Origin of the sequence: Pseudomonas sp. 10(2024), from assembly GCF_045164175.1 — a bacterium.
Classification (GTDB): domain Bacteria; phylum Pseudomonadota; class Gammaproteobacteria; order Pseudomonadales; family Pseudomonadaceae; genus Aquipseudomonas; species Aquipseudomonas alloputida.
Genome location: NZ_CP174006.1, coordinates 4,540,229 through 4,561,156, shown reverse-complemented (window position 1 = coordinate 4,561,156; position 20,928 = coordinate 4,540,229). Strand labels below are relative to the sequence as shown.

At 61.3% G+C, this 20,928-nt stretch carries 23 protein-coding genes; 13 read left to right on the top strand and 10 right to left on the bottom strand.

Annotation, left to right across the window (positions count from 1 at the left end):
* Window positions 1–88: 88 nt before the first annotated feature.
* Together rpoS and ltrA are read left to right on the top strand one after the other, a co-directional pair.
* A complete protein-coding gene (gene rpoS, locus ACI7M0_RS20650; RefSeq protein ID WP_003252351.1) occupies window positions 89–1,096 on the top strand; it encodes an RNA polymerase sigma factor RpoS in 1,008 nt (335 codons plus the stop codon).
* A gap of 474 nt (window positions 1,097–1,570) precedes the next feature.
* The gene (gene ltrA, locus ACI7M0_RS20645; RefSeq protein ID WP_405314498.1) at window positions 1,571–2,992 is read left to right on the top strand and encodes a group II intron reverse transcriptase/maturase; all 1,422 of its coding nucleotides are present in this window, start codon (window positions 1,571–1,573) and stop codon (window positions 2,990–2,992) included.
* Between the two features lie 557 nt (window positions 2,993–3,549).
* Here the strand turns inward: ltrA and fdxA are convergent.
* Both fdxA and mutS read right to left on the bottom strand, forming a co-directional pair.
* Window positions 3,550–3,873, bottom strand: coding sequence for a ferredoxin FdxA (fdxA, locus tag ACI7M0_RS20640; RefSeq protein ID WP_003252355.1), 324 nt, complete (start codon window positions 3,871–3,873; stop codon window positions 3,550–3,552).
* 140 nt (window positions 3,874–4,013) lie between these two features.
* Window positions 4,014–6,587 carry a DNA mismatch repair protein MutS gene (gene mutS, locus ACI7M0_RS20635; protein WP_010952693.1) on the bottom strand — a complete coding sequence of 858 codons (2,574 nt, stop codon included), beginning with the start codon at window positions 6,585–6,587 and terminating at the stop codon, window positions 4,014–4,016.
* Window positions 6,588–6,773: 186 nt separating this feature from the next.
* Here mutS and ACI7M0_RS20630 point away from each other — a divergent pair, with 186 nt between their 5' ends.
* The 4 genes from ACI7M0_RS20630 to recX all read left to right on the top strand — a co-directional run bounded on the left by ACI7M0_RS20630 (window position 6,774) and on the right by recX (window position 10,043).
* Window positions 6,774–7,841 (top strand): hypothetical protein, encoded by a 1,068-nt coding sequence (locus ACI7M0_RS20630; protein WP_129933604.1) that lies wholly within the window; start codon window positions 6,774–6,776, stop codon window positions 7,839–7,841.
* A gap of 56 nt (window positions 7,842–7,897) precedes the next feature.
* Window positions 7,898–8,380 carry a CinA family protein gene (locus tag ACI7M0_RS20625; protein WP_010952695.1) on the top strand — a complete coding sequence of 161 codons (483 nt, stop codon included), beginning with the start codon at window positions 7,898–7,900 and terminating at the stop codon, window positions 8,378–8,380.
* 103 nt (window positions 8,381–8,483) lie between these two features.
* A complete protein-coding gene (gene recA / locus ACI7M0_RS20620) occupies window positions 8,484–9,551 on the top strand; it encodes a recombinase RecA (protein ID WP_003252365.1) in 1,068 nt (355 codons plus the stop codon).
* A gap of 21 nt (window positions 9,552–9,572) precedes the next feature.
* On the top strand, window positions 9,573–10,043 hold the full coding sequence (recX, locus tag ACI7M0_RS20615; RefSeq protein WP_003252366.1) for a recombination regulator RecX: 471 nt from the start codon (window positions 9,573–9,575) through the stop codon (window positions 10,041–10,043).
* A gap of 270 nt (window positions 10,044–10,313) precedes the next feature.
* Here recX and ACI7M0_RS20610 read toward each other — a convergent pair whose 3' ends face one another.
* On the bottom strand, window positions 10,314–11,432 hold the full coding sequence (locus tag ACI7M0_RS20610) for an LOG family protein (protein ID WP_019436650.1): 1,119 nt from the start codon (window positions 11,430–11,432) through the stop codon (window positions 10,314–10,316).
* A gap of 160 nt (window positions 11,433–11,592) precedes the next feature.
* On the opposite strand from ACI7M0_RS20610, the gene ACI7M0_RS20605 reads away from it, so the two are divergent.
* The gene (locus tag ACI7M0_RS20605; protein ID WP_020193312.1) at window positions 11,593–11,802 is read left to right on the top strand and encodes a hypothetical protein; all 210 of its coding nucleotides are present in this window, start codon (window positions 11,593–11,595) and stop codon (window positions 11,800–11,802) included.
* A 14-nt stretch (window positions 11,803–11,816) separates the two neighbouring features.
* Here ACI7M0_RS20605 and ACI7M0_RS20600 read toward each other — a convergent pair whose 3' ends face one another.
* Window positions 11,817–12,236, bottom strand: a complete 420-nt coding sequence (locus ACI7M0_RS20600; protein ID WP_003252372.1) for a quorum-sensing-regulated virulence factor family protein — start codon at window positions 12,234–12,236, stop codon at window positions 11,817–11,819.
* 216 nt (window positions 12,237–12,452) lie between these two features.
* Between ACI7M0_RS20600 and ACI7M0_RS20595 the strand changes: the two genes are divergently transcribed.
* The 3 genes from ACI7M0_RS20595 to ACI7M0_RS20585 all read left to right on the top strand — a co-directional run bounded on the left by ACI7M0_RS20595 (window position 12,453) and on the right by ACI7M0_RS20585 (window position 14,432).
* Complete coding sequence (locus ACI7M0_RS20595) at window positions 12,453–13,163, top strand: tRNA-uridine aminocarboxypropyltransferase (RefSeq protein WP_129933606.1); 711 nt, start codon at window positions 12,453–12,455, stop codon at window positions 13,161–13,163.
* 179 nt (window positions 13,164–13,342) lie between these two features.
* Window positions 13,343–13,993, top strand: coding sequence for a response regulator transcription factor ErdR (gene erdR, locus ACI7M0_RS20590; protein WP_010952699.1), 651 nt, complete (start codon window positions 13,343–13,345; stop codon window positions 13,991–13,993).
* Between the two features lie 73 nt (window positions 13,994–14,066).
* Complete coding sequence (locus ACI7M0_RS20585) at window positions 14,067–14,432, top strand: diacylglycerol kinase (RefSeq protein ID WP_010952700.1); 366 nt, start codon at window positions 14,067–14,069, stop codon at window positions 14,430–14,432.
* Here ACI7M0_RS20585 and finR read toward each other — a convergent pair.
* Window positions 14,429–15,355: a LysR family transcriptional regulator FinR gene (finR, locus tag ACI7M0_RS20580; RefSeq protein WP_003252379.1), complete on the bottom strand. Its 927-nt coding sequence runs from the start codon at window positions 15,353–15,355 to the stop codon at window positions 14,429–14,431. The two genes, ACI7M0_RS20585 and finR, sit on opposite strands and share 4 nt — an antisense overlap.
* A 117-nt stretch (window positions 15,356–15,472) precedes the next feature.
* On the opposite strand from finR, the gene fpr reads away from it, so the two are divergent.
* Complete coding sequence (gene fpr, locus ACI7M0_RS20575; RefSeq protein ID WP_003252381.1) at window positions 15,473–16,252, top strand: ferredoxin-NADP reductase; 780 nt, start codon at window positions 15,473–15,475, stop codon at window positions 16,250–16,252.
* Between the two features lie 188 nt (window positions 16,253–16,440).
* Here fpr and ACI7M0_RS20570 read toward each other — a convergent pair whose 3' ends face one another.
* Together ACI7M0_RS20570 and ACI7M0_RS20565 are read right to left on the bottom strand one after the other, a co-directional pair.
* On the bottom strand, window positions 16,441–16,935 hold the full coding sequence (locus tag ACI7M0_RS20570; RefSeq protein ID WP_010952701.1) for a SprT family zinc-dependent metalloprotease: 495 nt from the start codon (window positions 16,933–16,935) through the stop codon (window positions 16,441–16,443).
* A 131-nt stretch (window positions 16,936–17,066) separates the two neighbouring features.
* Window positions 17,067–17,666 (bottom strand): Yip1 family protein, encoded by a 600-nt coding sequence (locus ACI7M0_RS20565; RefSeq protein ID WP_003252385.1) that lies wholly within the window; start codon window positions 17,664–17,666, stop codon window positions 17,067–17,069.
* 263 nt (window positions 17,667–17,929) lie between these two features.
* Here ACI7M0_RS20565 and ttcA point away from each other — a divergent pair, with 263 nt between their 5' ends.
* Window positions 17,930–18,754 carry a tRNA 2-thiocytidine(32) synthetase TtcA gene (ttcA, locus tag ACI7M0_RS20560; protein ID WP_014592121.1) on the top strand — a complete coding sequence of 275 codons (825 nt, stop codon included), beginning with the start codon at window positions 17,930–17,932 and terminating at the stop codon, window positions 18,752–18,754.
* Window positions 18,755–18,758: 4 nt separating this feature from the next.
* Window positions 18,759–19,430 (top strand): DNA-3-methyladenine glycosylase I, encoded by a 672-nt coding sequence (locus tag ACI7M0_RS20555; protein ID WP_010952703.1) that lies wholly within the window; start codon window positions 18,759–18,761, stop codon window positions 19,428–19,430.
* Window positions 19,431–19,533: 103 nt separating this feature from the next.
* Here ACI7M0_RS20555 and ACI7M0_RS20550 read toward each other — a convergent pair whose 3' ends face one another.
* Genes ACI7M0_RS20550 through arsC form a run of 3 tightly spaced genes read right to left on the bottom strand, consistent with a single transcriptional unit; the run spans window position 19,534 to window position 20,895 of the window.
* Window positions 19,534–19,947, bottom strand: coding sequence for a DUF2069 domain-containing protein (locus ACI7M0_RS20550; RefSeq protein ID WP_021785866.1), 414 nt, complete (start codon window positions 19,945–19,947; stop codon window positions 19,534–19,536).
* On the bottom strand, window positions 19,940–20,545 hold the full coding sequence (gene wrbA / locus ACI7M0_RS20545; RefSeq protein WP_014592118.1) for an NAD(P)H:quinone oxidoreductase: 606 nt from the start codon (window positions 20,543–20,545) through the stop codon (window positions 19,940–19,942). Before wrbA ends, ACI7M0_RS20550 begins: the two co-directional genes overlap by 8 nt.
* Complete coding sequence (arsC, locus tag ACI7M0_RS20540; RefSeq protein ID WP_129933607.1) at window positions 20,542–20,895, bottom strand: arsenate reductase (glutaredoxin); 354 nt, start codon at window positions 20,893–20,895, stop codon at window positions 20,542–20,544. Before arsC ends, wrbA begins: the two co-directional genes overlap by 4 nt.
* Between the last annotated feature and the right edge of the window lie 33 nt (window positions 20,896–20,928).

The following is a 20,928-nucleotide window of genomic DNA, read 5'->3' as shown; positions in this document are numbered from 1 at the left end:
CTGTGATGTAGAGGGGACAGGCTCAAGCGCTGCCAGGGAGAAAGGTGCCGCTCGAGTCTGAGTTCGAACTCAGCAAAGGATTATAACAATGGCTCTCAGTAAAGAAGTGCCGGAGTTTGACATCGACGATGACGTCCTCCTGATGGAGACGGGTATCGTTTTGGAAACGGATGTGGTGTCAGACGAACCTGCTGTATCTTCGGTTCGGACGAGGGCCAAATCGGGCTCTTCGCTCAAGCAACACAAGTACATCGATTACAGCAGGGCGCTCGATGCCACCCAGCTGTATCTCAACGAGATTGGTTTCTCGCCGCTGCTTTCGCCGGAAGAAGAAGTGCATTTTGCGCGCTTGTCGCAAAAGGGTGACCCTGCCGGCCGCAAGCGCATGATCGAAAGCAACCTGCGCCTGGTTGTCAAAATTGCCCGTCGATACGTGAACCGTGGCCTGTCGTTGCTCGACCTGATCGAGGAGGGCAACCTGGGGCTGATCCGTGCGGTCGAGAAGTTCGACCCGGAGCGTGGTTTCCGTTTTTCGACCTATGCGACCTGGTGGATTCGCCAGACCATCGAACGGGCGATCATGAACCAGACCCGCACCATTCGCCTGCCGATCCACGTGGTCAAGGAACTGAACGTCTACCTGCGCGCCGCGCGCGAGCTGACGCAGAAACTCGACCACGAGCCCTCGCCGGAAGAAATCGCCACCTTGCTGGAAAAGCCGGTCGCCGAGGTCAAGCGTATGCTCGGCCTGAACGAGCGGGTGTCTTCGGTAGACGTGTCGCTTGGCCCGGATTCGGACAAGACCCTGCTCGATACCCTGACCGACGACCGCCCGACCGACCCGTGCGAACTGCTGCAGGATGACGACCTGTCGCAGAGCATCGACCAGTGGCTGGGCGAGTTGACCGACAAGCAGCGTGAAGTGGTTGTACGCCGCTTTGGCCTTCGCGGCCATGAAAGCAGCACCCTGGAGGATGTTGGGCTGGAGATCGGCCTTACCCGTGAACGCGTGCGGCAAATCCAGGTGGAAGGGCTCAAGCGCTTGCGCGAGATCCTTGAAAAGAATGGTCTGTCCAGCGAGTCATTGTTCCAGTAGCTAGCGCTGTAACAAAAGACGCCCCGATCATCTCGGGGCGTTTTTGTGTGCGCCAGGCATGGCGCGTTGCGCGTAAGCGCAATCCGCTTGGCTGTGGTGGCCAAGCGGGTGACTTGGAGGTGAAAGTCCTCTACACACCCGGCAAGGGGAAGTGTTAGCCAGAGGCAAGGGTGTCGTGGGCGACTGCGAATCTGAAGGAAGCCCGAGGCAAAATGCTGGCCTGACGAACAGGAAGCGGATAGAGGCGGCACAGCGGGGTGAGGTGGCACAAATCGCCAAAGCCCAATACTTGCACGGAACGCTGTGACGTAGATCCGACAGGCATAAGCAGGAAGGTCGCGCGAATTACCCTGGGAGATCTGTACGTTTGCCATTGTGCTACCGCGCGTCGAAAGGCGACGGGATGAGCGTGCAGAAGTCAGCCGAAGCCGTAGTAAGTGGCGGTCAACCGCGCCACCAAGGGCCGAACAGGTTATGCCGCCAGTAGGCGTCACTGTCTCGTTGGTAGCCGTAATGCAGAAATTTCCCACAGCGGAAACTGTCATCCCGAGTCCCGGCCAGAAGCTGAGGATGATGCATGACAGTGCAAAGGTATCGACGGCGTCAGTAACGTGGACGAACGCGGAGCCGGACACGCTGATGGAGCGGGTGCTTGCACCGGCCAACCTCAGACGTGCGTATCAACGCGTGGTCAGCAACAAGGGAGCGCCGGGTGCCGATGGCATGACGGTCGCTGACTTGGCGGGCTACATGAAACAGTATTGGCCAACCCTCAAGGCCAGGTTACTGGCCGGTGAATACCAGCCCCAAGCAGTGCGAGCGGTTGAAATTCCCAAGCCGCAGGGCGGCACACGGCAACTGGGAATCCCCAGCGTCGTGGATCGCCTGATCCAGCAAGCACTGCAGCAGCAGCTCACACCTATCTTCGACCCACTGTTCTCGGACTACAGCTATGGTTTTCGTCCGGGCAGAAGTACGCATCAAGCCATCGAGATGGCCCGTGCTCATGTGACAGCGGGACACCGCTGGTGCGTGGAACTCGATCTGGAGAAGTTTTTCGATCGGGTCAATCACGACATCCTCATGGCTTGCATCGAACGTCGGATCAAAGACAAGTGCGTACTCAGGCTTATCCGCCGCTACCTTGAAGCCGGGATCATGTCGGGCGGTGTCGTCAGCCCACGGCAGGAAGGGACGCCGCAAGGCGGCCCGCTCTCGCCGTTGCTGTCGAACATCCTGCTCGACGAACTCGACCGCGAGCTGGAGCGGCGGGGCCATCGCTTCGTACGTTATGCCGATGATGCGAACATCTATGTACGCAGTCCCCGGGCCGGCGAACGGGTGTTGGTCAGCGTCGAGCGCTTCCTGAGAGAACGTCTGAAGCTGACGGTGAACAGAAAGAAAAGCCAAGTGGCAAGGGCGTGGAAGTGCGACTACCTAGGCTATGGGATGAGCTGGCACCAGCAGCCAAGGCTGCGCGTGGCAACGATGAGCCTAGACCGCTTACGCGACCGGCTCAGAATGCTGCTGCGCAGCGTACGGGCTCGCAAAATGGCGACTGTCATCGAGCGGATCAACCCCGTCCTGAGAGGCTGGGCTAGCTACTTCAAGCTCAGCCAGAGCAAGCGGCCGCTTGAGGAACTGGATGGTTGGGTCAGGCACAAACTCCGCTGCGTCATCTGGCGTCAATGGAAGCAGCCTCCCACGAGGCTGAGAAACTTGATGCGCCTGGGGTTGAGCGAGGAGCGTGCCAACAAGTCAGCCTTCAATGGCCGAGGTCCATGGTGGAATTCGGGAGCGCAACATATGAACTACGCGCTGCCAAAGAAACTGTGGGACCGGCTCGGGCTGGTCTCGATACTGGATACGATTAACCGGCTTAGCCGCGTAACCTGAACCGCCGTGTACGGAACCGTACGCACGGTGGTGTGAGAGGACGGCGGGTGTGAGCCCGCCTCCTACTCGATTTGTGGCGGAAAGCGAGTTGCCCTTTAGATTGCCGGGGCGCATGGCGCCAAGACGCTACCTGGCAAGACACCTATCAAATGTGTACCGCGCTACCCCGGTAACATCGCGTGTAAGCCTTTGCTTACTCGTTGTGTAAGCTTTCCATGCAACCTTCAGTAAATCAAAGTCGTTTCCAAAGGCTGCATTTTTACAACCCATTGAAAAGCATGGTTTATTCACCGGTGAGTAAATGTGTCCGCGGAAATACCTTGCAAGGTCCATCGCTTGCTCGCCGGGCTGAACCCGCTAGTATTCGAACTGTGCACAGGGACATGCACAGGTTTTCAGGATGAAGGCCAAGGACATCGCAAGAAGCGATTTCATCAGGATGATGTTTGGGACAAGCAGGGACTACGGAAAAAATGTGGGCGGGTCAAACCGCCCCTTTTTTTGCCTGTAGGAAAACAAAAAAGGCCCCGAAGGGCCTTTTTCGCGTCTGGGCGCTATCAGCGCTCCAGGTCGGCAATCTTGCCGGGCTTGCCATCCCATTCTTCAGCGTCCGGCAGGGCGTCCTTACGCTCGGTGATATTAGGCCAGATTTCCGCCAGCTCGGCGTTCAGCTCGATGAAGTTTTCCATGCCCGAAGGCACTTCGTCTTCCGAGAAGATGGCTTGCGCTGGGCACTCCGGCTCGCACAAGGCGCAGTCGATGCACTCGTCCGGGTGGATGACCAGGAAGTTCGGGCCTTCGTAGAAGCAGTCCACCGGACAGACTTCCACGCAGTCGGTGTATTTGCATTTGATGCAGTTGTCGGTGACGACGAAGGTCATTTCTAATTCTCTCCTCAGGCGACGGCGGCGGCCCTTCCTCTCAGGGCCGCGCGGTTTACGGGCATGTGGCTGCAGGCCAGGCTAATAACCTGCAGCACCAGCAAACCGCGGCGGATTCTACCAGCTTGTAATGGGCGCCGTTATAACAGGTTCTTTAGTTGATATAGCATTTCGATAGCTTGACGCGGGGTCATGTCGTCCAGTTGCAGCTTGCCCAGCTTCTCGATGGCTGGATGAGGCAGGCTGGCAAACAAGTCGCTCTGGTGCGGCACTTGCGGCGCGTCCTTGGCCTTGTGGGCCGCTGGCTGCTCATGGGGCAGGCTGGTGGTTTCCAGCCGGCCAAGGTGCTCGCGGGCACGCTGGATCACTGCCGTCGGTACGCCGGCCAGCTGCGCAACGGCCAGGCCGTAGCTTTGGCTGGCAGGGCCGGGTAGCACGTGGTGCAGGAACACGATGCGTTCATTGTGCTCGGTGGCGTTCAGGTGCACGTTGGCCACCAGCGGCTCGCTCTCCGGCAGCACGGTCAGTTCGAAGTAGTGGGTGGCGAACAAGGTGTAGGCACGCAGCTGGGCCAGGCGCTCAGCGGCAGCCCAGGCCAGCGACAGGCCGTCGAAGGTGCTGGTACCGCGGCCCACTTCGTCCATCAGCACCAGGCTGCGGTCGGTGGCGTTGTGCAGGATGTTGGCGGTTTCGCTCATCTCCACCATGAAGGTCGAGCGCCCGCCGGCCAGGTCGTCACTGGAGCCGATGCGGGTGAAGATGCGGTCGACCAGCGACAACTCGCAACTCGCCGCAGGGACGAAGCTGCCGATGTGCGCCAGCAGCACGATCAGGGCGGTCTGGCGCATGTAGGTCGACTTACCGCCCATGTTCGGGCCGGTGATGATCAGCATGCGCGTACTGTTGTCCAGGCCCAGGTCGTTGGCCACGAACGGCGTGGTCAGCACCTGCTCCACCACTGGGTGGCGGCCCTGCTCGATGCGCAGGCAAGGCTCGTCGACGAAGCGTGGGCAGTTCAGGTCGAGGTTCAGTGCGCGCTCGGCCAAGTTGCTGAGCACGTCCAGTTCGGCCAGGGCGGCTGCGCTGTCCTGCAGTGGCGCCAGGTGGCTGATCAGGGTTTCCAGCAGTGCGTCGTAGAGCATCTTCTCGCGGGCCAGGGCGCGGCTCTTGGCCGACAATGCCTTGTCCTCGAACGCCTTCAGCTCCGGGGTGATGAAGCGCTCGGCGCCTTTGAGGGTCTGGCGGCGGATGTAGTCGCCCGGGGCCTGTTCGGCCTGCTTGGTCGGCAGTTCGATGAAGTAGCCGTGCACGCGATTGTAGCCGACCTTGAGGTTGGCCAGGCCGGTGCGAGCCTTTTCCCGGGCTTCCAGGTCGATCAGGAACTGGCCGGCGTTCTCGCTGATTGCCAGCAACTCGTCCAGTTCGTTGTCATAGCCGGCCTTCAGTACGCCGCCGTCGCGGATCACCGCCGGCGGGTTATCGATGATCGCCCGCTCCAACAGGCTGGCCAGCTCCGGATAGGTACCGGTAATGGCCGCCAGACGCGCCAGGTGCGGCGCTTCGAGCTCGGTCATGGCGTTCTGCAGTTCTGGCAACGCGCCCAGCGCATCGCGCAGGCGTGCCAGGTCGCGCGGGCGGGCATTGCGCAGGCCAATCCGGGCGAGGATCCGCTCGATATCGCCAATTTCCTTCAACTGCGGCTGCAGCTTTTCGAAGCGGTAGCTGTCGAGCAGGCAGCGGATCGAGTCCTGGCGTGCTTGCAGCACCTTGAGGTCGCGCAGCGGGCGGTTCAGCCAGCGGCTCAGCAGGCGGCTGGCCATGGCGGTCTGGCAGCGGTCGATCACCGATTGCAGGGTGTTGTCGCGCCCGCCCGCCAGGTTGATGTCCAGCTCCAGGTTGCGGCGGCTGGCCCCATCGAGGATGACTGTATCGTCCAGACGCTCGTGGCGCAGGCTGCGCAGGTGCGGCAGGGCGGTGCGCTGGGTTTCCTTGGCGTAGGTCAGCAGGCAGCCGGCGGCGCCGATGGCCAGGGTCAGTTTGTCGCAGCCGAAGCCCTTGAGGTCCTTGGTCGCGAACTGTTGGCACAGGGCCTTGCGTGCAGAGTCGCGGTCGAAGTCCCAGGGTGCGCGGCGGCGGGCGCCTGGGCGTTTCTCCGCAGGCAGGTCCCGTGGCCAGTCGTCGGGGATCAACAGCTCGACCGGGTTCAGGCGCTCGAGTTCGGCCAGCAGGTTTTCCCAGCCCTTGATCTCCTGCACGCTGAAATTGCCGCTGGTGATGTCCAGTACCGCCAGGCCGAACAGGCGCTCGTCACCGAGCAGTGCGGCAATCAGGTTGTCGCGGCGCTCGTCGAGCAGTGCCTCGTCACTGACCGTACCCGGGGTGATGATGCGCACCACCTGGCGCTCCACCGGGCCCTTGCTGGTGGCGGGGTCGCCGATCTGCTCACAGATCACCACCGACTCGCCGAGCTTGACCAGCTTGGCCAGGTAGCCTTCCAGCGAATGGAACGGAATCCCGCACATGGGGATGGACTGGCCGGCCGACTGACCGCGGGCGGTCAGGGTGATATCCAGCAGTTTCGCGGCCTTTTTCGCATCTTCGTAGAAGATCTCGTAGAAGTCGCCCATGCGGTAGAACATCAGCTGGTCCGGGTGCTGGTTTTTCAGCTTCCAGTACTGCTGCATCATCGGGGTGTGTGCGGAAAGATCTGACATTCAGGGCCTTACAGGGGGGATCTGGTTGGCGATGGTAAACCCGTAATGGTACAGGCTTTTTCGTTGCGTTGCAGGCGCGTGCTGTGGGGCGTGCGCCTGCAGTCTGGCGGGCAATGGTGGAGCTGCGCCGCGTAACCCTCTAGAATGCGCGCCCCTCGATGAATGCCCCTAGCCGTGACCTGCACGATGAATGTGTCCAGCCCTGTCCCTTATGTAACGCAACAGCTGATCTACCTCCTTTATGGCGAGCGCCGGATCTATCAGCTGGAGGCAAAACTCAGCATTCTCACCGCCCTGGCCCGTTGCAAGCCGGCTGAGCTGCCGGTGATCCGCGTGCTTACCGACCAGCCACAGGCTTTTGCCGGCTGGCCGGTGGAAGTGATCGCACTGGACGAGCAGACCTTGCAGGCCTGGGCCGGCGACGGCGGCTACACCCATCGGCGCAAGGCCTGCGCCATCGCCCAGGCCGGGCAGTGGGCGGACAAGACCGTGTTCATCGATACCGATACGGTATTTCTGCAGTCACCGCAAAAGCTGTTCAGCCAGGTCAATGCCGGGCAGTTCTTGGTCGACGAGGTGGAAATGAGCTGGGCCGAGGCCTCGCGCAGCAGCTATTACCACAGCTTCGTCGAGGGGCTTGCGGAGTTGGGCGAAGCACCGGCCGATGACCTGCGGCTGTGTAACAGCGGTGTGATGGGCTTTACCCGCGACAACGTTGGCATCGCCGAGCGCGCCATCGTCCGGATTGACGACTGGACGCCGTATGCCCGTGACTTGCATACGATCGAGCAGATCGCCTTTTCCTTCGAATTGCATGGCGCGCCGATCAACGAGGCGCGCGGCGTGATCAGCCATTACTTTGCGATGAAGCAGTACGTGCATGCCATTCTAGAAATCTTCTTTGCCCGGCATGGCGAGCATTTTCATTCGAAGATGCCAGGTCTGGCCCTGAAGGTGCCGGCGCATCGCCCGGTGCCCTCGTGGTTGGCTCGGCTCTCGGTGAAATGGAGCCTCAAGCATGTACCCCGGGAGTTGCGTGGCATCGGCCGCAAGTTGCTCTACGGCAGTGTGATGAGTGGTGATGATTATCAGCGCGCGTGCAAGGTGGTCTGGTGGCGTTCGGCAATCGAGGACATGCGCACGCTGGGCGGCTTCGAATGGAGCCGGGAGTGGCCTGAGGGGCTGCCGCGGTTGGGGCAGCGTGACGAACTGGCGTTCAGCGAAATCGCCCGGGCCAGCCTGAAAGTTTCCTGAGCCAGAGCCCGAAGCAGGGTGATAGGGTAGAGAGCCGCCCTCAAGGAGCATCCTGCATGGACCCGATCACCACGCTCGCCACCCGCCTGGGTGAGCACCTGCGCCGATTCAATGCGCAGGTAACTACCGCCGAATCATGCACCGGTGGTGGCATTGCCGAAGCCATCACCCGCATACCTGGCAGCTCGGCCTGGTTCGAAGCCGGTTACGTCACCTATTCCAATGCCCAGAAAACCCGCCAGCTGGGGGTGCCTGAAGCGTTGTTCGGTCAGGTGGGGGCAGTCAGCCAGGAAGTGGTCGAAGCCATGGTCCGGGGTGCTCAGGCTGCCAGTGGCGCACGGTTTGCCGTGGCGGTGAGTGGTGTGGCCGGGCCGGACGGCGGCTCGCCAGCCAAACCGGTGGGCACTGTGTGGCTGGCCTGGGGTGATGGCGACCGGGTGTTCAGCGAACGTCGGCAGTTCGACGGTGACCGCGAGGCGGTGCGTCGACAGACGGTGATCGCCGCGTTAGACGGCTTGTTACAGCTTGGTGCCGAGTAAATCGACGACAGGGGTTTGCGCGGGCGTCTGCCTGTGGAATAATACTGGCTACTTATACAGGTATTCCGGCCGTCAGGGCCAAGTCGAACACGTGAGGATTTCAATGGACGACAACAAGAAGCGCGCCTTGGCTGCGGCCCTGGGTCAGATCGAACGCCAATTCGGTAAAGGCGCGGTCATGCGCATGGGTGACCATGAGCGTCAAGGCATTCCGGCCATCTCCACCGGCTCGCTGGGCCTGGATATCGCACTGGGCATCGGCGGTCTGCCAAAAGGCCGTATCGTCGAGATCTACGGCCCGGAATCGTCGGGTAAGACCACGCTGACCCTGTCTGTCATCGCTGAAGCGCAAAAGAACGGTGCTACCTGCGCCTTCGTCGACGCCGAACATGCCCTTGACCCTGAGTACGCCGGCAAGCTGGGCGTCAACGTCGATGACCTGCTGGTTTCGCAGCCGGACACCGGTGAGCAGGCCCTTGAAATCACCGACATGCTGGTGCGTTCCAACGCGGTCGACGTGATCATTGTCGACTCCGTTGCCGCGCTGGTACCGAAGGCCGAGATCGAAGGCGAGATGGGTGACATGCATGTGGGCCTGCAGGCCCGCCTGATGTCCCAGGCACTGCGTAAGATCACCGGTAACATCAAGAACGCGAACTGCCTGGTCATCTTCATCAACCAGATCCGTATGAAGATCGGTGTGATGTTCGGCAGCCCGGAAACCACTACCGGTGGTAACGCCCTGAAGTTCTATGCTTCGGTCCGTCTGGACATCCGCCGTACCGGCGCGGTCAAGGAAGGCGACGAAGTGGTCGGCAGCGAAACCCGCGTCAAGATCGTCAAGAACAAGGTCTCGCCTCCGTTCCGTCAGGCTGAGTTCCAGATTCTTTATGGGAAAGGTATCTATCGTAACGGCGAGATCATTGATCTGGGGGTATCTCAGGGCTTGGTCGAGAAGTCCGGCGCCTGGTACGCCTACCAAGGCAACAAGATCGGTCAAGGCAAAGCCAACGCTGCCAAGTACCTGGCTGAGAACCCGGCTATTGGTGCCGAGATCGAGAAGCAGATTCGTGAGAAGTTGCTGAAAGCGGGTGCTGCTGCTGAAGCCGGCAAAGCTGCTGCTGCCGAAGCTGATGCCGATGACATGGCCGACGCTGACGCCGGTTATTGATTGCGCAGTAGATAGCCAAATATGTCTGCCGTACTCGACACCCCCGTCGCCATCCGGCGGACAGCCATGGACCTGCTCGCACGACGTGAGCACGGTCGAGTCGAGCTGACGCGCAAGTTGCGTCAGCGCGGCGCTTCGGACGAGCTGATCGAGCCTGAACTCGATCGGCTCGCCGAAGAAGGGCTGCTTAGTGAAGCCCGCTACCTCGAGAGTTTCATTCGTTATCGTTCCGGCTCTGGCTATGGCCCTGCGCGTATTCGCGAAGAGCTGTGTCAGCGTGGTTTGGCGCGTGCAGATATCGACCAGGCCCTGCGTGAAAGCGAGGTGAATTGGGGCGAGCGTATGCGCGACGTGTGGCAGCGCAAGTTTGCCGGGCAGCGCCCGCAAGATCCGCGCAGCCGCGCCCAGCAGACCCGGTTCCTGGCTTACCGTGGGTTCCCTATGGACATGATCGGTCGTCTGCTCAGCGGGCGTGATCTCGACGATTATTGAAGCTCGAAACCACAGTGGCACGTGCCCGTGGCGGATAATCTGTTTTGCCAAATGCCCCAGGCTTTCTCCATTCCATTGTAGGAGCGGGTTCACCCGCGAATACGGTGGCGGCTGCGACGGCGAATGACCAGGGAAATTGGCCAGCAGGTCAGGCCCTTTCGCGGGTAAACCCGCTCCTACGACGGTCTGCGCCCAACAACCGATCATGTGCAGGAGCAAACAGCCTAAGGTTGCTCCTGCAAATATCACGCGAGCTGTTATAGAAAAGCATCAACTCACTTTCAGCGCCTGCCTGGCCCTCTGCGTGGTATGCATGGGTTGTGGCTTGGCCCAGTTCTCCGGCAGGTTGATGAAATCCACCAGCTCACGCAAGCGGCCCTGATCCCGGCCGTTGAAGGCGAATGACAGGCGGGTCAGGTGGCTGTAATTGCCAACTTCGTGCTCGGCGCTGCTATCCGCTTGCTGGTGATATTTGCCACTCAGGCGCAAATCGGCAAACCCTTCCTGAATGTCATACAACGCCGCCTCGCTGAGCGCATGGTGCATGCGGATCACGAACTGGCTCTTCAGCCAGCGGCTGGAGTGGTAGTTGCTGTAGAACTGGTTGATTTCCTCAACCGCCTCGTCAGCGCTGTGCACCAGGCGCACCAGCTTCAGGTCGCTGGGCAGGATGTAGCGGTTTTCTTCCAACTGGCGGCTGATGAAGTCCAGGCAGTCGTGCCAGAAGCTCCCGCCCGGCGAATCCAGTAGCACCACCGGCACCAGTGGGCTCTTGCCGGTCTGGATCAAGGTCAGTACCTCCAGCGCTTCATCCAGGGTGCCGAAGCCGCCAGGGCACAGCACCAGGCCATCGGCCTCCTTGACGAAGAACAGCTTGCGAATGAAGAAAAAGTGGAATGGCAGTAGTTTGTCGGTACCGTTTACCGTCGGGTTGGCGTGTTGTTCGAAGGGTAAGGTGATGTTGAAGCCCAAGCTGTGCTCGCTGCCGGCGCCTTCGTGGGCGGCCGCCATGATGCCGCCGCCGGCGCCGGTGATAACCATCAGGTCGGAGCGCGCCAGAGTGGCGCCCAGCTCGCGGGCCAGGGCGTACATCGGATGCTCCAGCGGAGTGCGTGCCGAGCCGAACACGGTCACTTTGCGTCGGCCCTTGTAGCGCTGCAGGGTGCGGAACGACTGGTCCAGTTCGCGCAGGGCCTGCAGGGTGATCTTGGCGCTCCAGCGGTCGCTGTCGTCATGGGCCATGCGCAGGATGGTCAGCATCATGTCGCGGTAGAGCGGCAGGTTGGGGCTGTTGGGGGCAACCAGTTGCAGTTGTGCTTCGATATTGCTCAGGTCGATATTGTTGTCGCGGAAGTGGCTGAACAGCAGTTCATTCGAATGGTAAGGCATGCGACGTCTCCTTCTGCACCAATACCTCTGACCTCAATCTAGACCCTCGCGCCCGATCGTGCCGAGGTGTTCGGCGCAGCCGCCTGTCGGCCTGCGGCCATCGGCAGCACGGGTTTGGTTAACTGGTAGAGTGAAACGTGTCGATGCAGGAGGTGGCGGTATGCATCGCTTGGTCATCGAAGTGGACTGGCAGCTCTACCAGCAGTTGGAGAACGCGGCCCAGGTGCATCACCTGAGCCTTGAAGCCGAGTGCCGCCGCAGGCTGTCGGGGCTGGAGTGCCGGTCGCGATACTTACAGGCGCTGTTGGCGGAGATGCGCGCCGATGCCGCTGAAGGGCGCTGGCACGCTCATGAGGACGAAAAGGCGTAGCGTTGTCGCTGTGCTTACTTTTTCTTGTTGCCGGCCACGCAGCTGGCGTTGTCGAAGGCCTGGTCCATGACTGGCTGGTTGGTCTTGTAGACCGTGAAGCGGTAGACCATGACGGCACCCTTGGACATCAGGTTGCGGAAGCCGTTGTTGCGGCACACGCTGTCGCCGAGTTGGCTGCGCACCTGCTCAGGGTTGGCCTGCATGCGCGCTGCGTGGCTCTGGCGTACGCTCAGATGGTTGACCAGTGCCTTGCCTTCAACGGTGTAACCCTGATCGAGAATGTCCTCGTTGATTGCGCGTGGGGTGCCGACGCTGCTCTCTTTGGCGACCTTCTGCAGCAGGGTGTTCAGGTCGTAATCCTGCTTGGATGCCGCCTGGGCTGCCAGAGGCAGGGCGAGCAGCAGGCTCAGGGCGGGGGCGATAAGGCGCAGCATGAATCTCTCCTGGTTCGATGACTGGCGCTTTGACATGCGCGGGTCAACGGCGTTCCGTAAAATTGCGCGTGGCGAGTACCGGCACGGTAGAAACCCGATTATAAGGAGCGCATTGCCGGCTGCACAGCAATTGCCACCTGTTCTGGTAGACTGGCCGCCTTGTTTTCTCCGAGTCATCCTTGTGCCCATTTTCAATCTGTCCAGAGGCCTGCCGGCATGAGCCATGCGGTAGCGCGTCTGCGCGCCGAACGCCTGGCCCGCAGCAACAAGCCTTTCATCGCCCGTGGCTCGCGTGCCGAGCGTTGCCCGGATTGCCGGGTCATCGCCACCCATTGCCTGTGTGCCTGGAAGCCTAGGGTGCAGGCTGACGCAGGTGTGTGCCTGCTGATGCACGACACCGAGCCGCTGAAACCCACCAACACCGGCTGGTTGATTGCCGACCTGATTGAAGACACCTGGGCCTTCGGCTGGTTGCGCACTGCGGTTGACGAGCGCCTGCTGGCCTTGCTCGATGACCCGCGCTGGCAGCCCTATATCGTTTTTCCGGGCGAGTTCGTTGCCCAGGAGCGGGTGGTCAGCGAGGTGGTGCGCGAGCCGGGCAAGCGGCCATTGTTCATCCTGCTGGATGCCACTTGGACCGAAGCGCGCAAGATGTTCCGCAAAAGCCCGTACCTGGACCGCTTCCCGGTGTTGAGCCTGCAAGCCGAGCAGATGTCGCGCTACCGCCTGCGGCGCTCCAAGCGCGATGATCATTTCTGTACGGCAGAAGTTGCGGCGATGTGCCTGGAACTTGCCGGCGATAGCCAGGCTTCGCAGGCGCTGGATGCCTATCTGGATGTGTTCAGCCTGCATTACCTGAGCGGCAAGCGGCGGCTGCCGCTTGACGAGCAGGACGACACCCACCAGCGTTTGCATACCTTCCTATAGTCCAAGGGGCACAACCCCTGCTTTGGTTCATAATGACGGAGCTGGCAGCCAGGGTGGGCGAGGCGGCAGGGCGATTGGCTTGATCACCCTTGACCGTGCTCGGCCTCCTTGGCGCCGATTCCCCGCCGGGCGCTTCCCTTCCACTCGAGTGCCTGGCACAGAACAGGATCCTTAGATCGATGGCCACATACGAAATCCTGATTGCCGATGACCACCCACTGTTCCGTGGCGCCCTGCGCCAGGCCGTTACCCTCGGGCTTGGCTCCGATGTGCGTCTGGTCGAAGTCGCGAGCATTGCCGAACTGGAAACCCGCCTGAGCGAAAAAGCCGACTGGGACCTGGTGCTGCTGGACTTGAACATGCCGGGTGCCTACGGTTTTTCCGGTCTGGTACTGCTCCGCGGGCAGTACCCGCAGATCCCCGTGGTGATGGTTTCGGCACAGGAAGAGGCCGCCGTGGTGGTCAAGTCCCGCGAGTTCGGCGCCAGTGGTTTCATTCCCAAGTCCAGCACCCTGGAAGTGATCCAGGATGCGGTGCGCAAGGTGCTCGACGGCGAGGTCTGGTGGCCGCCGCAGGCGTTCGAAAAGGTCGATGTTTCGGCCGAGGCCAAGGCCGCCAGCGAAGGCTTGGCCAGCCTCACGCCGCAGCAGTTCCGCGTACTGACCATGGTCTGCGAAGGCTTGCTGAACAAGCAGATCGCCTATGAGCTGAGCGTGTCGGAAGCGACCATCAAGGCCCACGTAACCGCGATCTTCCGTAAACTGGGCGTGCGTACCCGGACCCAGGCTGCACTGCTGCTGCAACAACTTGAATCGGTTGCCAGCAACTGACTGCGTGTGGCTTCACGCTTTTTTGACCCGAGCCGGTCTAGTCTGCTGGCCTTTCTGCTGTGAAGTGACTCAGATGACATCGCCATTCAAGGGCCAGACCGGCCTCAAACGCATCTTCAACGCCGCTGGCTACTCGCTGGACGGCCTGCGTGCCGCCTTCAAGGGCGAGGCCGCATTCCGCCAGCTGGTGCTGCTCAACGTGCTGCTGATCCCGATCGCCTTCTGGCTGCCGGTCAGCCGCGCCGAGCGGGCAATCATGATCGCCGTTTGCCTGTTGGGGCTGATCGTCGAGCTGTTCAACTCGGCGGTGGAGGCGGCCATCGATCGCATTTCGCTGGAGCGCCACCCGCTGTCGAAAAATGCCAAGGACATGGGCAGCGCCGCACAGCTGGTGGCCCTGACCATGGTGGCGCTGGTGTGGGGTGTGATCCTGCTTTAAGCGATCGGCGGCAGCACGATCTCGTCACTGCGGGTAAAGCCGGCAGTGAAGTTGCGGCATAGCTCGAGAAACTCACGCATGGCCGAGGTCTGGTACTTCTGTTTGTGCCAGATGAAGTAGAACTGGCGCAGCAGGTCCAGCTCCGGTGTTTCCACAGGTACCAGGCTGCCACGGCGGAAGGCGTCGCGCAGGGCCAGACGTGAAATGCAACCGATGCCCAGGCCCGACTCCACCGCGCGCTTGATCGCTTCGGTGTGCTCCAGCTCCAGGCGAATATTGAGGTTGGCGCGGTGATGGCGCATGGCCTGGTCGAAGGTCAGGCGCGTGCCTGAGCCTTGTTCGCGCAGGATCCACGCCTCCTGCGAGAGGCTTTCGATATCGGCGCGGCCCAGTTTCGCCAGTGGGTGCTGTGGCGCACAGAACACCACCAGTTCGTCCTCGACCCACGGCTGAACTTCCAGGTCGGGGTGATTGCAGTCACCTTCGATTAGACCCAGATCAATTTCGTAGTGCGCGACCTGTTGCACGATATGCGCAGTATTTTGGACATGCAGTTTTACCTGGCTTTCCGGGTGTGTCTGCATGTAGTTGCCGATCAGCAGGGTGGCCAGGTAGTTGCCGATGGTGAGCGTGGCGCCGACCGCAAGTGAGCCGAAACCGGATTTGCCGTTGAGCAGGTCTTCGATTTCCTTGGCCTGGTCAAGCAGGGCTACTGCTTGTGGCAGCAATTGATGGCCCAGGGCATTGAGGGCCAGGCGCTTGCCGGCACGGTCGAACAGCTGGCAGCTCGATTGCCGCTCCAGTTCCGTGATAGAGGTACTGGCGGCCGACTGCGACAGCGCCAACAGGCTGGCGGCTCGAGAGACGCTTTGGTGCTGGGCGACGGCGACGAAGACTTGCATTTGACGGAGTGTGAATCGCATATCGATATAACCGATAACACATATCTTGATAATCCAGTTAACAGATATTGTCGCTGCCCCTAAACTATTGCGCAACTGTGCGCTTTGCGCGCGCGTTTTTCTTCAGGAGCCCCATCGATGAGCAACATGAACCACGAACGTGTCCTCAGTGTGCACCACTGGAACGACACCCTGTTCAGCTTCAAGTGCACCCGCGACCCGGGCCTGCGCTTCGAGAACGGTCAGTTCGTGATGATCGGCCTGCAGCAGGACAACGGCCGTCCGCTCATGCGTGCCTACTCCATCGCTTCGCCAAACTGGGAAGAGCACCTTGAATTCTTCAGCATCAAGGTGCCGGACGGCCCGCTGACCTCGCAGCTGCAGCACCTGAAGGAAGGCGATGAGATCATCATCAGCAAGAAGCCTACCGGCACCCTGGTGCTCGACGACCTGAATCCTGGCAAGCACCTGTACCTGCTGAGCACCGGCACTGGCCTGGCGCCGTTCATGAGCGTCATTCAGGACCCGGAAACCTACGAGCGCTTTGAAAAAGTGATCCTGGTGCACGGCGTGCGCTATGTGAACGAAGTGGCCTACCGCGAGTTCATCACAGAGCACCTGCCGCAGAACGAGTTCTTCGGTGAGTCGGTTCGCGACAAGCTGATCTACTACCCGACCGTGACCCGCGAGCCGTTCGAAAACCAGGGCCGTCTGACCGACCTGATGCGCAGCGGCAAGCTGTTCAGCGACATCGGCCTGCCGCCGATCAACCCGCAAGACGACCGCGCGATGATCTGTGGCAGCCCGAGCATGCTCGACGAGACCAGCGAAGTGCTGGACAGCTTCGGCCTGAAGATCTCCCCGCGCATGCGCGAGCCGGGTGACTACCTGATCGAGCGTGCCTTCGTCGAGAAGTAAGGCGCAGGTGGGGTAGAGGAAGGCGACTTTCGGGTCGCCTTTCTTATGCCTGGGGTTTGTGTATTGCCTGTTCCGGCCCTTTCGCGGGTAAACCCGCTCCTACGGGGGGGCGTGCAATTCTCGAGACATGCGCTGCACCTGTAGGAGCGGGCTTGCCCGCGAAAGGGCCGGTGCAGGCGCCCCCCGATCTATTCGACCCGCGTCTCGCCGCTGTACACCAGGACTTCCCGGCACCGCTTGCACAGGTATCGCCGCCCTTGGTGCACCAGCTTGTGCCGCTGCGCGGTAAACGGGAAGTCGCTTTGCGGGCACGGGCAGCGGTAGATGTAGCGGGTCACTGCGCGCCGTTGTACGTCATAGTTGTGGCAACGATTGGGCGGCAGTTCATACACCCCGCGCATGATCAGCTGCCACTCTTCACCATGCGCCTGGATGCGGTCGCCAAACAGTTGGTGGGCAACCAGGTGTGCCACTTCATGGGCTACGGTCTGGCGCAGGAAGTCTTCCTGGTTTTCGCGGTAGAGCTGTAGGTTGAAGCGCAGCAGATTCTCGTGCAGGTGGGCGACGCCGGCTTTTTGCCCGCGCAGTTTGAAGCTGACTTCGGGGCGCGGGAAGCGGCGTTTGAAAAAGGCTTCGGCTTGCTGGTAACAGGTTTCGACGCGTTGTTTGAGCTGCTCGGGCATGGCGGGGCGGTTCTCCTGACCAGGCATTATGCCGCAAGCGCAGGTGGCTTGCCGAGTCACCGGTCAGCGCACAGCCAGAGGCCGCCTTGCGGCGGCCCCTGGTTGATGCCCCAGTGTTGGTTCGGTCTGTTCTAGTTGGTGTAGACGGGCCCCACGCCCAGTCCCCAGATAATCACGGTAGCGGCCATGATTGCCACCAGTACTACCAAGCCCACTGCCAGCACCGAGCTGGAGAACAGGAAGCCTTCATCCGACGGTATGTTCATGAACGTCGGCAAGCCGACATACAGCAGGTACACCGTGTAGCAGATGGCGGCAGTGCCGATCAGCATGCCCAGCCACAGGTGCGGGTAAAGCGCCGCCAGGCCGCCGATGAACAAGGGGGTGGCGGTGTAGGTGGCAAAAGCGATGCATTGCGCCATGGACGGGTTGGCATCGTAGGTGCGGGCCATCCAGTGGATGAACGCGCCCATTACCGCCACCCCGGCAAGCATGGCAAGGTAGGACATGATGCTCATCCAGATTGCGCTTTCCATGGTCAGCATCACTGCTGGCCGGTCACCGATCACCCAGCCCACCTGGGTAGTGCCGATAAACGCCGAAACGGCCGGAATCGCCGCGAGGATCAGGGTGTGTGTCAGGTACATGTGGCTGATGGTTTCTTCTTCGCCACGAATCTCCCGCCATTCCTGATCGGGATGGGTAAACAGCCCCACAACGTGATGAATCATGCCGATCACTCCTCTCAATGTTGCCAAACGCCCCCCAATATGGAGCGTAAGCGGCCCGAGGCCCTAACACCGATGCAAGCGGTAATGTGGCCTTATGTCGCAGTATAGGAAGCCGTTACCTACATAAACCGCGCTTTTTAGAGCAAATTGCGCTGTAAGCCGTGCTGTTGATTACAATGAAGTCTTTATCGGAATGCCTACAGCGGCGTCGCGTTTGTGCGTAAAATAGCCGGCTTTTGTCACACCTCGCGGATCCAAGCGCTATGGGCACCCTCTCGGTCAACCAGAACAAACTGCAAAAACGCCTGCGTCGTCTCGCTGGCGAAGCCATCACCGACTACAACATGATCGAGGATGGCGACAAGGTCATGGTCTGCCTGTCTGGCGGCAAGGACAGCTACACCATGCTCGACGTTCTGTTGCACCTGCAGAAGGTGGCACCGATCACGTTCGAGATCGTTGCGGTGAACATGGACCAGAAACAGCCGGGCTTCCCTGAGCACGTACTGCCGGCCTACCTCAAGGAACTGGGGGTCGAGTACCACATCGTCGAGAAGGATACCTACTCGGTGGTAAAGGAGCTGGTACCCGAAGGCAAGACCACTTGCTCGCTGTGTTCGCGCCTGCGCCGCGGTACCCTGTACACCTTCGCCGACGAAATCGGCGCTACCAAGATGGCGCTGGGGCACCACCGCGACGACATCGTCGAAACCTTCTTCCTCAACATGTTCTTCAACGGCGCGCTCAAGGGCATGCCGCCGAAGCTGCGCGCCGACGATGGCCGCAACGTGGTGATCCGCCCGCTGGCCTACTGCAGCGAGAAGGACATCCAGGCCTACTCGGACATGAAGGAATTCCCGATCATCCCGTGCAACCTGTGCGGCTCGCAGGAAAACCTGCAGCGCCAGGTGGTCAAGGACATGCTGGTGGAGTGGGAACGCAAGCACCCGGGCCGTACCGAGAGCATCTTCCGTGCCTTGCAGAACGTGGCACCGTCGCAGCTGGCCGACCGGAATCTGTTTGACTTCACCAGCCTGAAGATCGACGAAAACGCTACCCCGCGTTTCCTCGACGTGCTGAACATCTGAGCCCATGCGTGATTACCAGTGGTTGCATGAGTATTGCCTGAACCGCTTTGGTTCGGCCCAGGCGCTGGAGGCTTTCCTGCCGCAGCCGCGCACGCCGGCGCAACTGCGCGACATCAGTGACGACCGCTACCTGTCGACATTGGCCCTGCGCGTGTTCCGCGCGGGGCTCAAGCACAGCCTGGTGGATGCCAAGTGGCCGGCGTTCGAGCAGGTGTTCTTTGGCTTCGACCCGGAGAAAGTGGTGCTGATGGGCGCCGAGCATCTGGAGCGGTTGATGCAGGATGAGCGCATTATCCGCCACCTGGGCAAGCTCAAGAGCGTGCCGCGCAATGCGCAAATGGTGCTGGATATCGCCAAGGCGCATGGCAGTTTTGGTGCATTCATCGCCGACTGGCCAGTGACCGACATTGTCGGCTTGTGGAAGTACCTGGCCAAGCACGGCAACCAGTTGGGCGGGTTGTCGGCGCCACGGTTCTTGCGCATGGTCGGCAAGGACACGTTCATTCCGACCGATGACATGGCAGCGGCGTTGATTGCGCAGAAGGTGATCGACAAGCAGCCAACCAGCCAGCGCGACCTGGCTCTGGTGCAGCAGGCGTTCAACCAGTGGCATGCAGAGAGCGGGCGGCCGCTGTGCCAGTTGTCGGTGATGCTGGCGCATACCGTCAACCATTGAGCCTTGTGTTGCTCCCATTCGCGGGCACGCCCGCTCCCACAGGAATCGCACCGCACTTAAGGCCTGTGCAGTACCTGTGGGAGCGGGCGTGCCCGCGAAAAATCTAACTGCCTTCGCCCGCCATGCGCCGCTCATGCTGGAACTTCCAGCGCACGTACAGTAGCCCGGCAATGAACAGCCCCAGGCTCACCAGCACTTCAAGCCAGCCGAATACCGCCCGGGCCGGGTCGAACGCCGCCAGCACGCCCTTGATGAAATAGATATTCACCACGAAGCAGGTCCAGGCATGCGCCCGGGCGCTGCCTTTCAGCATGCCTGGCAGCAGCAACAGCAACGGCACCAGCTCGATCGCCAGGATCACCTCGACCCGGGCCCCATGCAGGTTGGCGAACCACAGGTTGTTCACCACCAGCAGGGCGATCAGGCCGAAGAAGCATGCCAGGCTCAATGCCCGCGTCAGGCGCAGGCGTGGTACCAGCCATTGCAGCGGCGGCAATACCTTGGGCTTTCTAGCCACGCGCCGCCTCCAGGGCCTTGGCCGTGGTCGCCAGACGTTGGCCCAGGGCGCGGCACAGGGTGATTTCGTGTGGGTCGAGTTCACGCTTGCCATCGGCGCCTGCGTGGTGGCTGGCGCCATAAGGCGTGCCGCCACCACGGGTCTCGAGCAGTGCCGACTCGCTGTAGGGCAGGCCCATCACCAGCATGCCGTGGTGCATCAGCGGCAGCATCATCGACAGCAGGGTGGTTTCCTGGCCGCCGTGCAGGCTGGCGGTGGAGGTGAACACGCCAGCCGGCTTGCCGACCAGCTCACCGCCTAGCCAAAGGCTGCTGGTGCCATCGAGGAAATACTTGAGTGGCGCTGCCATGTTGCCGAACCGGGTCGGGCTGCCCAGTACCAGGCCAGCGCAGTGGCGCAGGTCATCAAGGGTGGCGTACAGCGCGCCACTGGCCGGAATATCCGGGGCCACCGCTTCGCATTCGGTGGAAATAGCCGGCACCGTGCGCAGACGCGCCTCCATGCCGGCCAGCTCGATACCGCGGGCGATGTGCCGGGCCATTTCGCTGGTCGCGCCATGGCGGCTGTAATACAGCACCAGGATGTAGGGCGCGCTCACGGCAGGATCTCCAGCACCTTTTCCGGCGGGCGACCGACCACGGCCTTGTCGCCGGCAACCAGGATCGGCCGCTCGATCAGTTTGGGGTGCTGGGCCATGGCCTCGATCAGTTGCGCGTCGGTCAGTGCCAGGTCGGCCAGGTTCAGCGCTTTGTATTCGTCCTCGCCGGTGCGCAGCAACTGACGCGGGGCGATGCCCAGCTTGCCGAGCAGGGCCTTGAGGGTGTCCGCGTCGGGCGGGGTTTCCAGGTAGCGCACGATGGTCGGGGCCAGGCCGCGGGCTTCGAGCAGTTCCAGGGCGCCGCGGGATTTCGAGCAGCGCGGGTTATGATAGAGCGTGAGGTCAGTCATGTCGGGTCGCATCCAGCTGGGTGTGGCGGCTAT

What these genes read in the sequence shown, in the direction of transcription:
- mutS (WP_010952693.1), bottom strand. Translation starts at nt 6,587, where the DNA reads ATGTCAGATCTTTCCGCACACACCCCGATGATGCAGCAGTACTGGAAG.
- ACI7M0_RS20585 (WP_010952700.1), top strand. Translation starts at nt 14,067, where the DNA reads ATGACATCGCCATTCAAGGGCCAGACCGGCCTCAAACGCATCTTCAAC.
- erdR (WP_010952699.1), top strand. Translation starts at nt 13,343, where the DNA reads ATGGCCACATACGAAATCCTGATTGCCGATGACCACCCACTGTTCCGT.
- finR (WP_003252379.1), bottom strand. Translation starts at nt 15,355, where the DNA reads ATGCGATTCACACTCCGTCAAATGCAAGTCTTCGTCGCCGTCGCCCAG.
- ACI7M0_RS20625 (WP_010952695.1), top strand. Translation starts at nt 7,898, where the DNA reads ATGGACCCGATCACCACGCTCGCCACCCGCCTGGGTGAGCACCTGCGC.
- ACI7M0_RS20605 (WP_020193312.1), top strand. Translation starts at nt 11,593, where the DNA reads ATGCATCGCTTGGTCATCGAAGTGGACTGGCAGCTCTACCAGCAGTTG.
- rpoS (WP_003252351.1), top strand. Translation starts at nt 89, where the DNA reads ATGGCTCTCAGTAAAGAAGTGCCGGAGTTTGACATCGACGATGACGTC.
- fpr (WP_003252381.1), top strand. Translation starts at nt 15,473, where the DNA reads ATGAGCAACATGAACCACGAACGTGTCCTCAGTGTGCACCACTGGAAC.
- ttcA (WP_014592121.1), top strand. Translation starts at nt 17,930, where the DNA reads ATGGGCACCCTCTCGGTCAACCAGAACAAACTGCAAAAACGCCTGCGT.
- ACI7M0_RS20600 (WP_003252372.1), bottom strand. Translation starts at nt 12,236, where the DNA reads ATGCTGCGCCTTATCGCCCCCGCCCTGAGCCTGCTGCTCGCCCTGCCT.
- ACI7M0_RS20630 (WP_129933604.1), top strand. Translation starts at nt 6,774, where the DNA reads ATGAATGTGTCCAGCCCTGTCCCTTATGTAACGCAACAGCTGATCTAC.
- ACI7M0_RS20595 (WP_129933606.1), top strand. Translation starts at nt 12,453, where the DNA reads ATGAGCCATGCGGTAGCGCGTCTGCGCGCCGAACGCCTGGCCCGCAGC.
- arsC (WP_129933607.1), bottom strand. Translation starts at nt 20,895, where the DNA reads ATGACTGACCTCACGCTCTATCATAACCCGCGCTGCTCGAAATCCCGC.
- ACI7M0_RS20565 (WP_003252385.1), bottom strand. Translation starts at nt 17,666, where the DNA reads ATGATTCATCACGTTGTGGGGCTGTTTACCCATCCCGATCAGGAATGG.
- ltrA (WP_405314498.1), top strand. Translation starts at nt 1,571, where the DNA reads ATGCCGCCAGTAGGCGTCACTGTCTCGTTGGTAGCCGTAATGCAGAAA.
- recA (WP_003252365.1), top strand. Translation starts at nt 8,484, where the DNA reads ATGGACGACAACAAGAAGCGCGCCTTGGCTGCGGCCCTGGGTCAGATC.
- ACI7M0_RS20570 (WP_010952701.1), bottom strand. Translation starts at nt 16,935, where the DNA reads ATGCCCGAGCAGCTCAAACAACGCGTCGAAACCTGTTACCAGCAAGCC.
- recX (WP_003252366.1), top strand. Translation starts at nt 9,573, where the DNA reads ATGTCTGCCGTACTCGACACCCCCGTCGCCATCCGGCGGACAGCCATG.
- ACI7M0_RS20610 (WP_019436650.1), bottom strand. Translation starts at nt 11,432, where the DNA reads ATGCCTTACCATTCGAATGAACTGCTGTTCAGCCACTTCCGCGACAAC.
- ACI7M0_RS20555 (WP_010952703.1), top strand. Translation starts at nt 18,759, where the DNA reads ATGCGTGATTACCAGTGGTTGCATGAGTATTGCCTGAACCGCTTTGGT.
- fdxA (WP_003252355.1), bottom strand. Translation starts at nt 3,873, where the DNA reads ATGACCTTCGTCGTCACCGACAACTGCATCAAATGCAAATACACCGAC.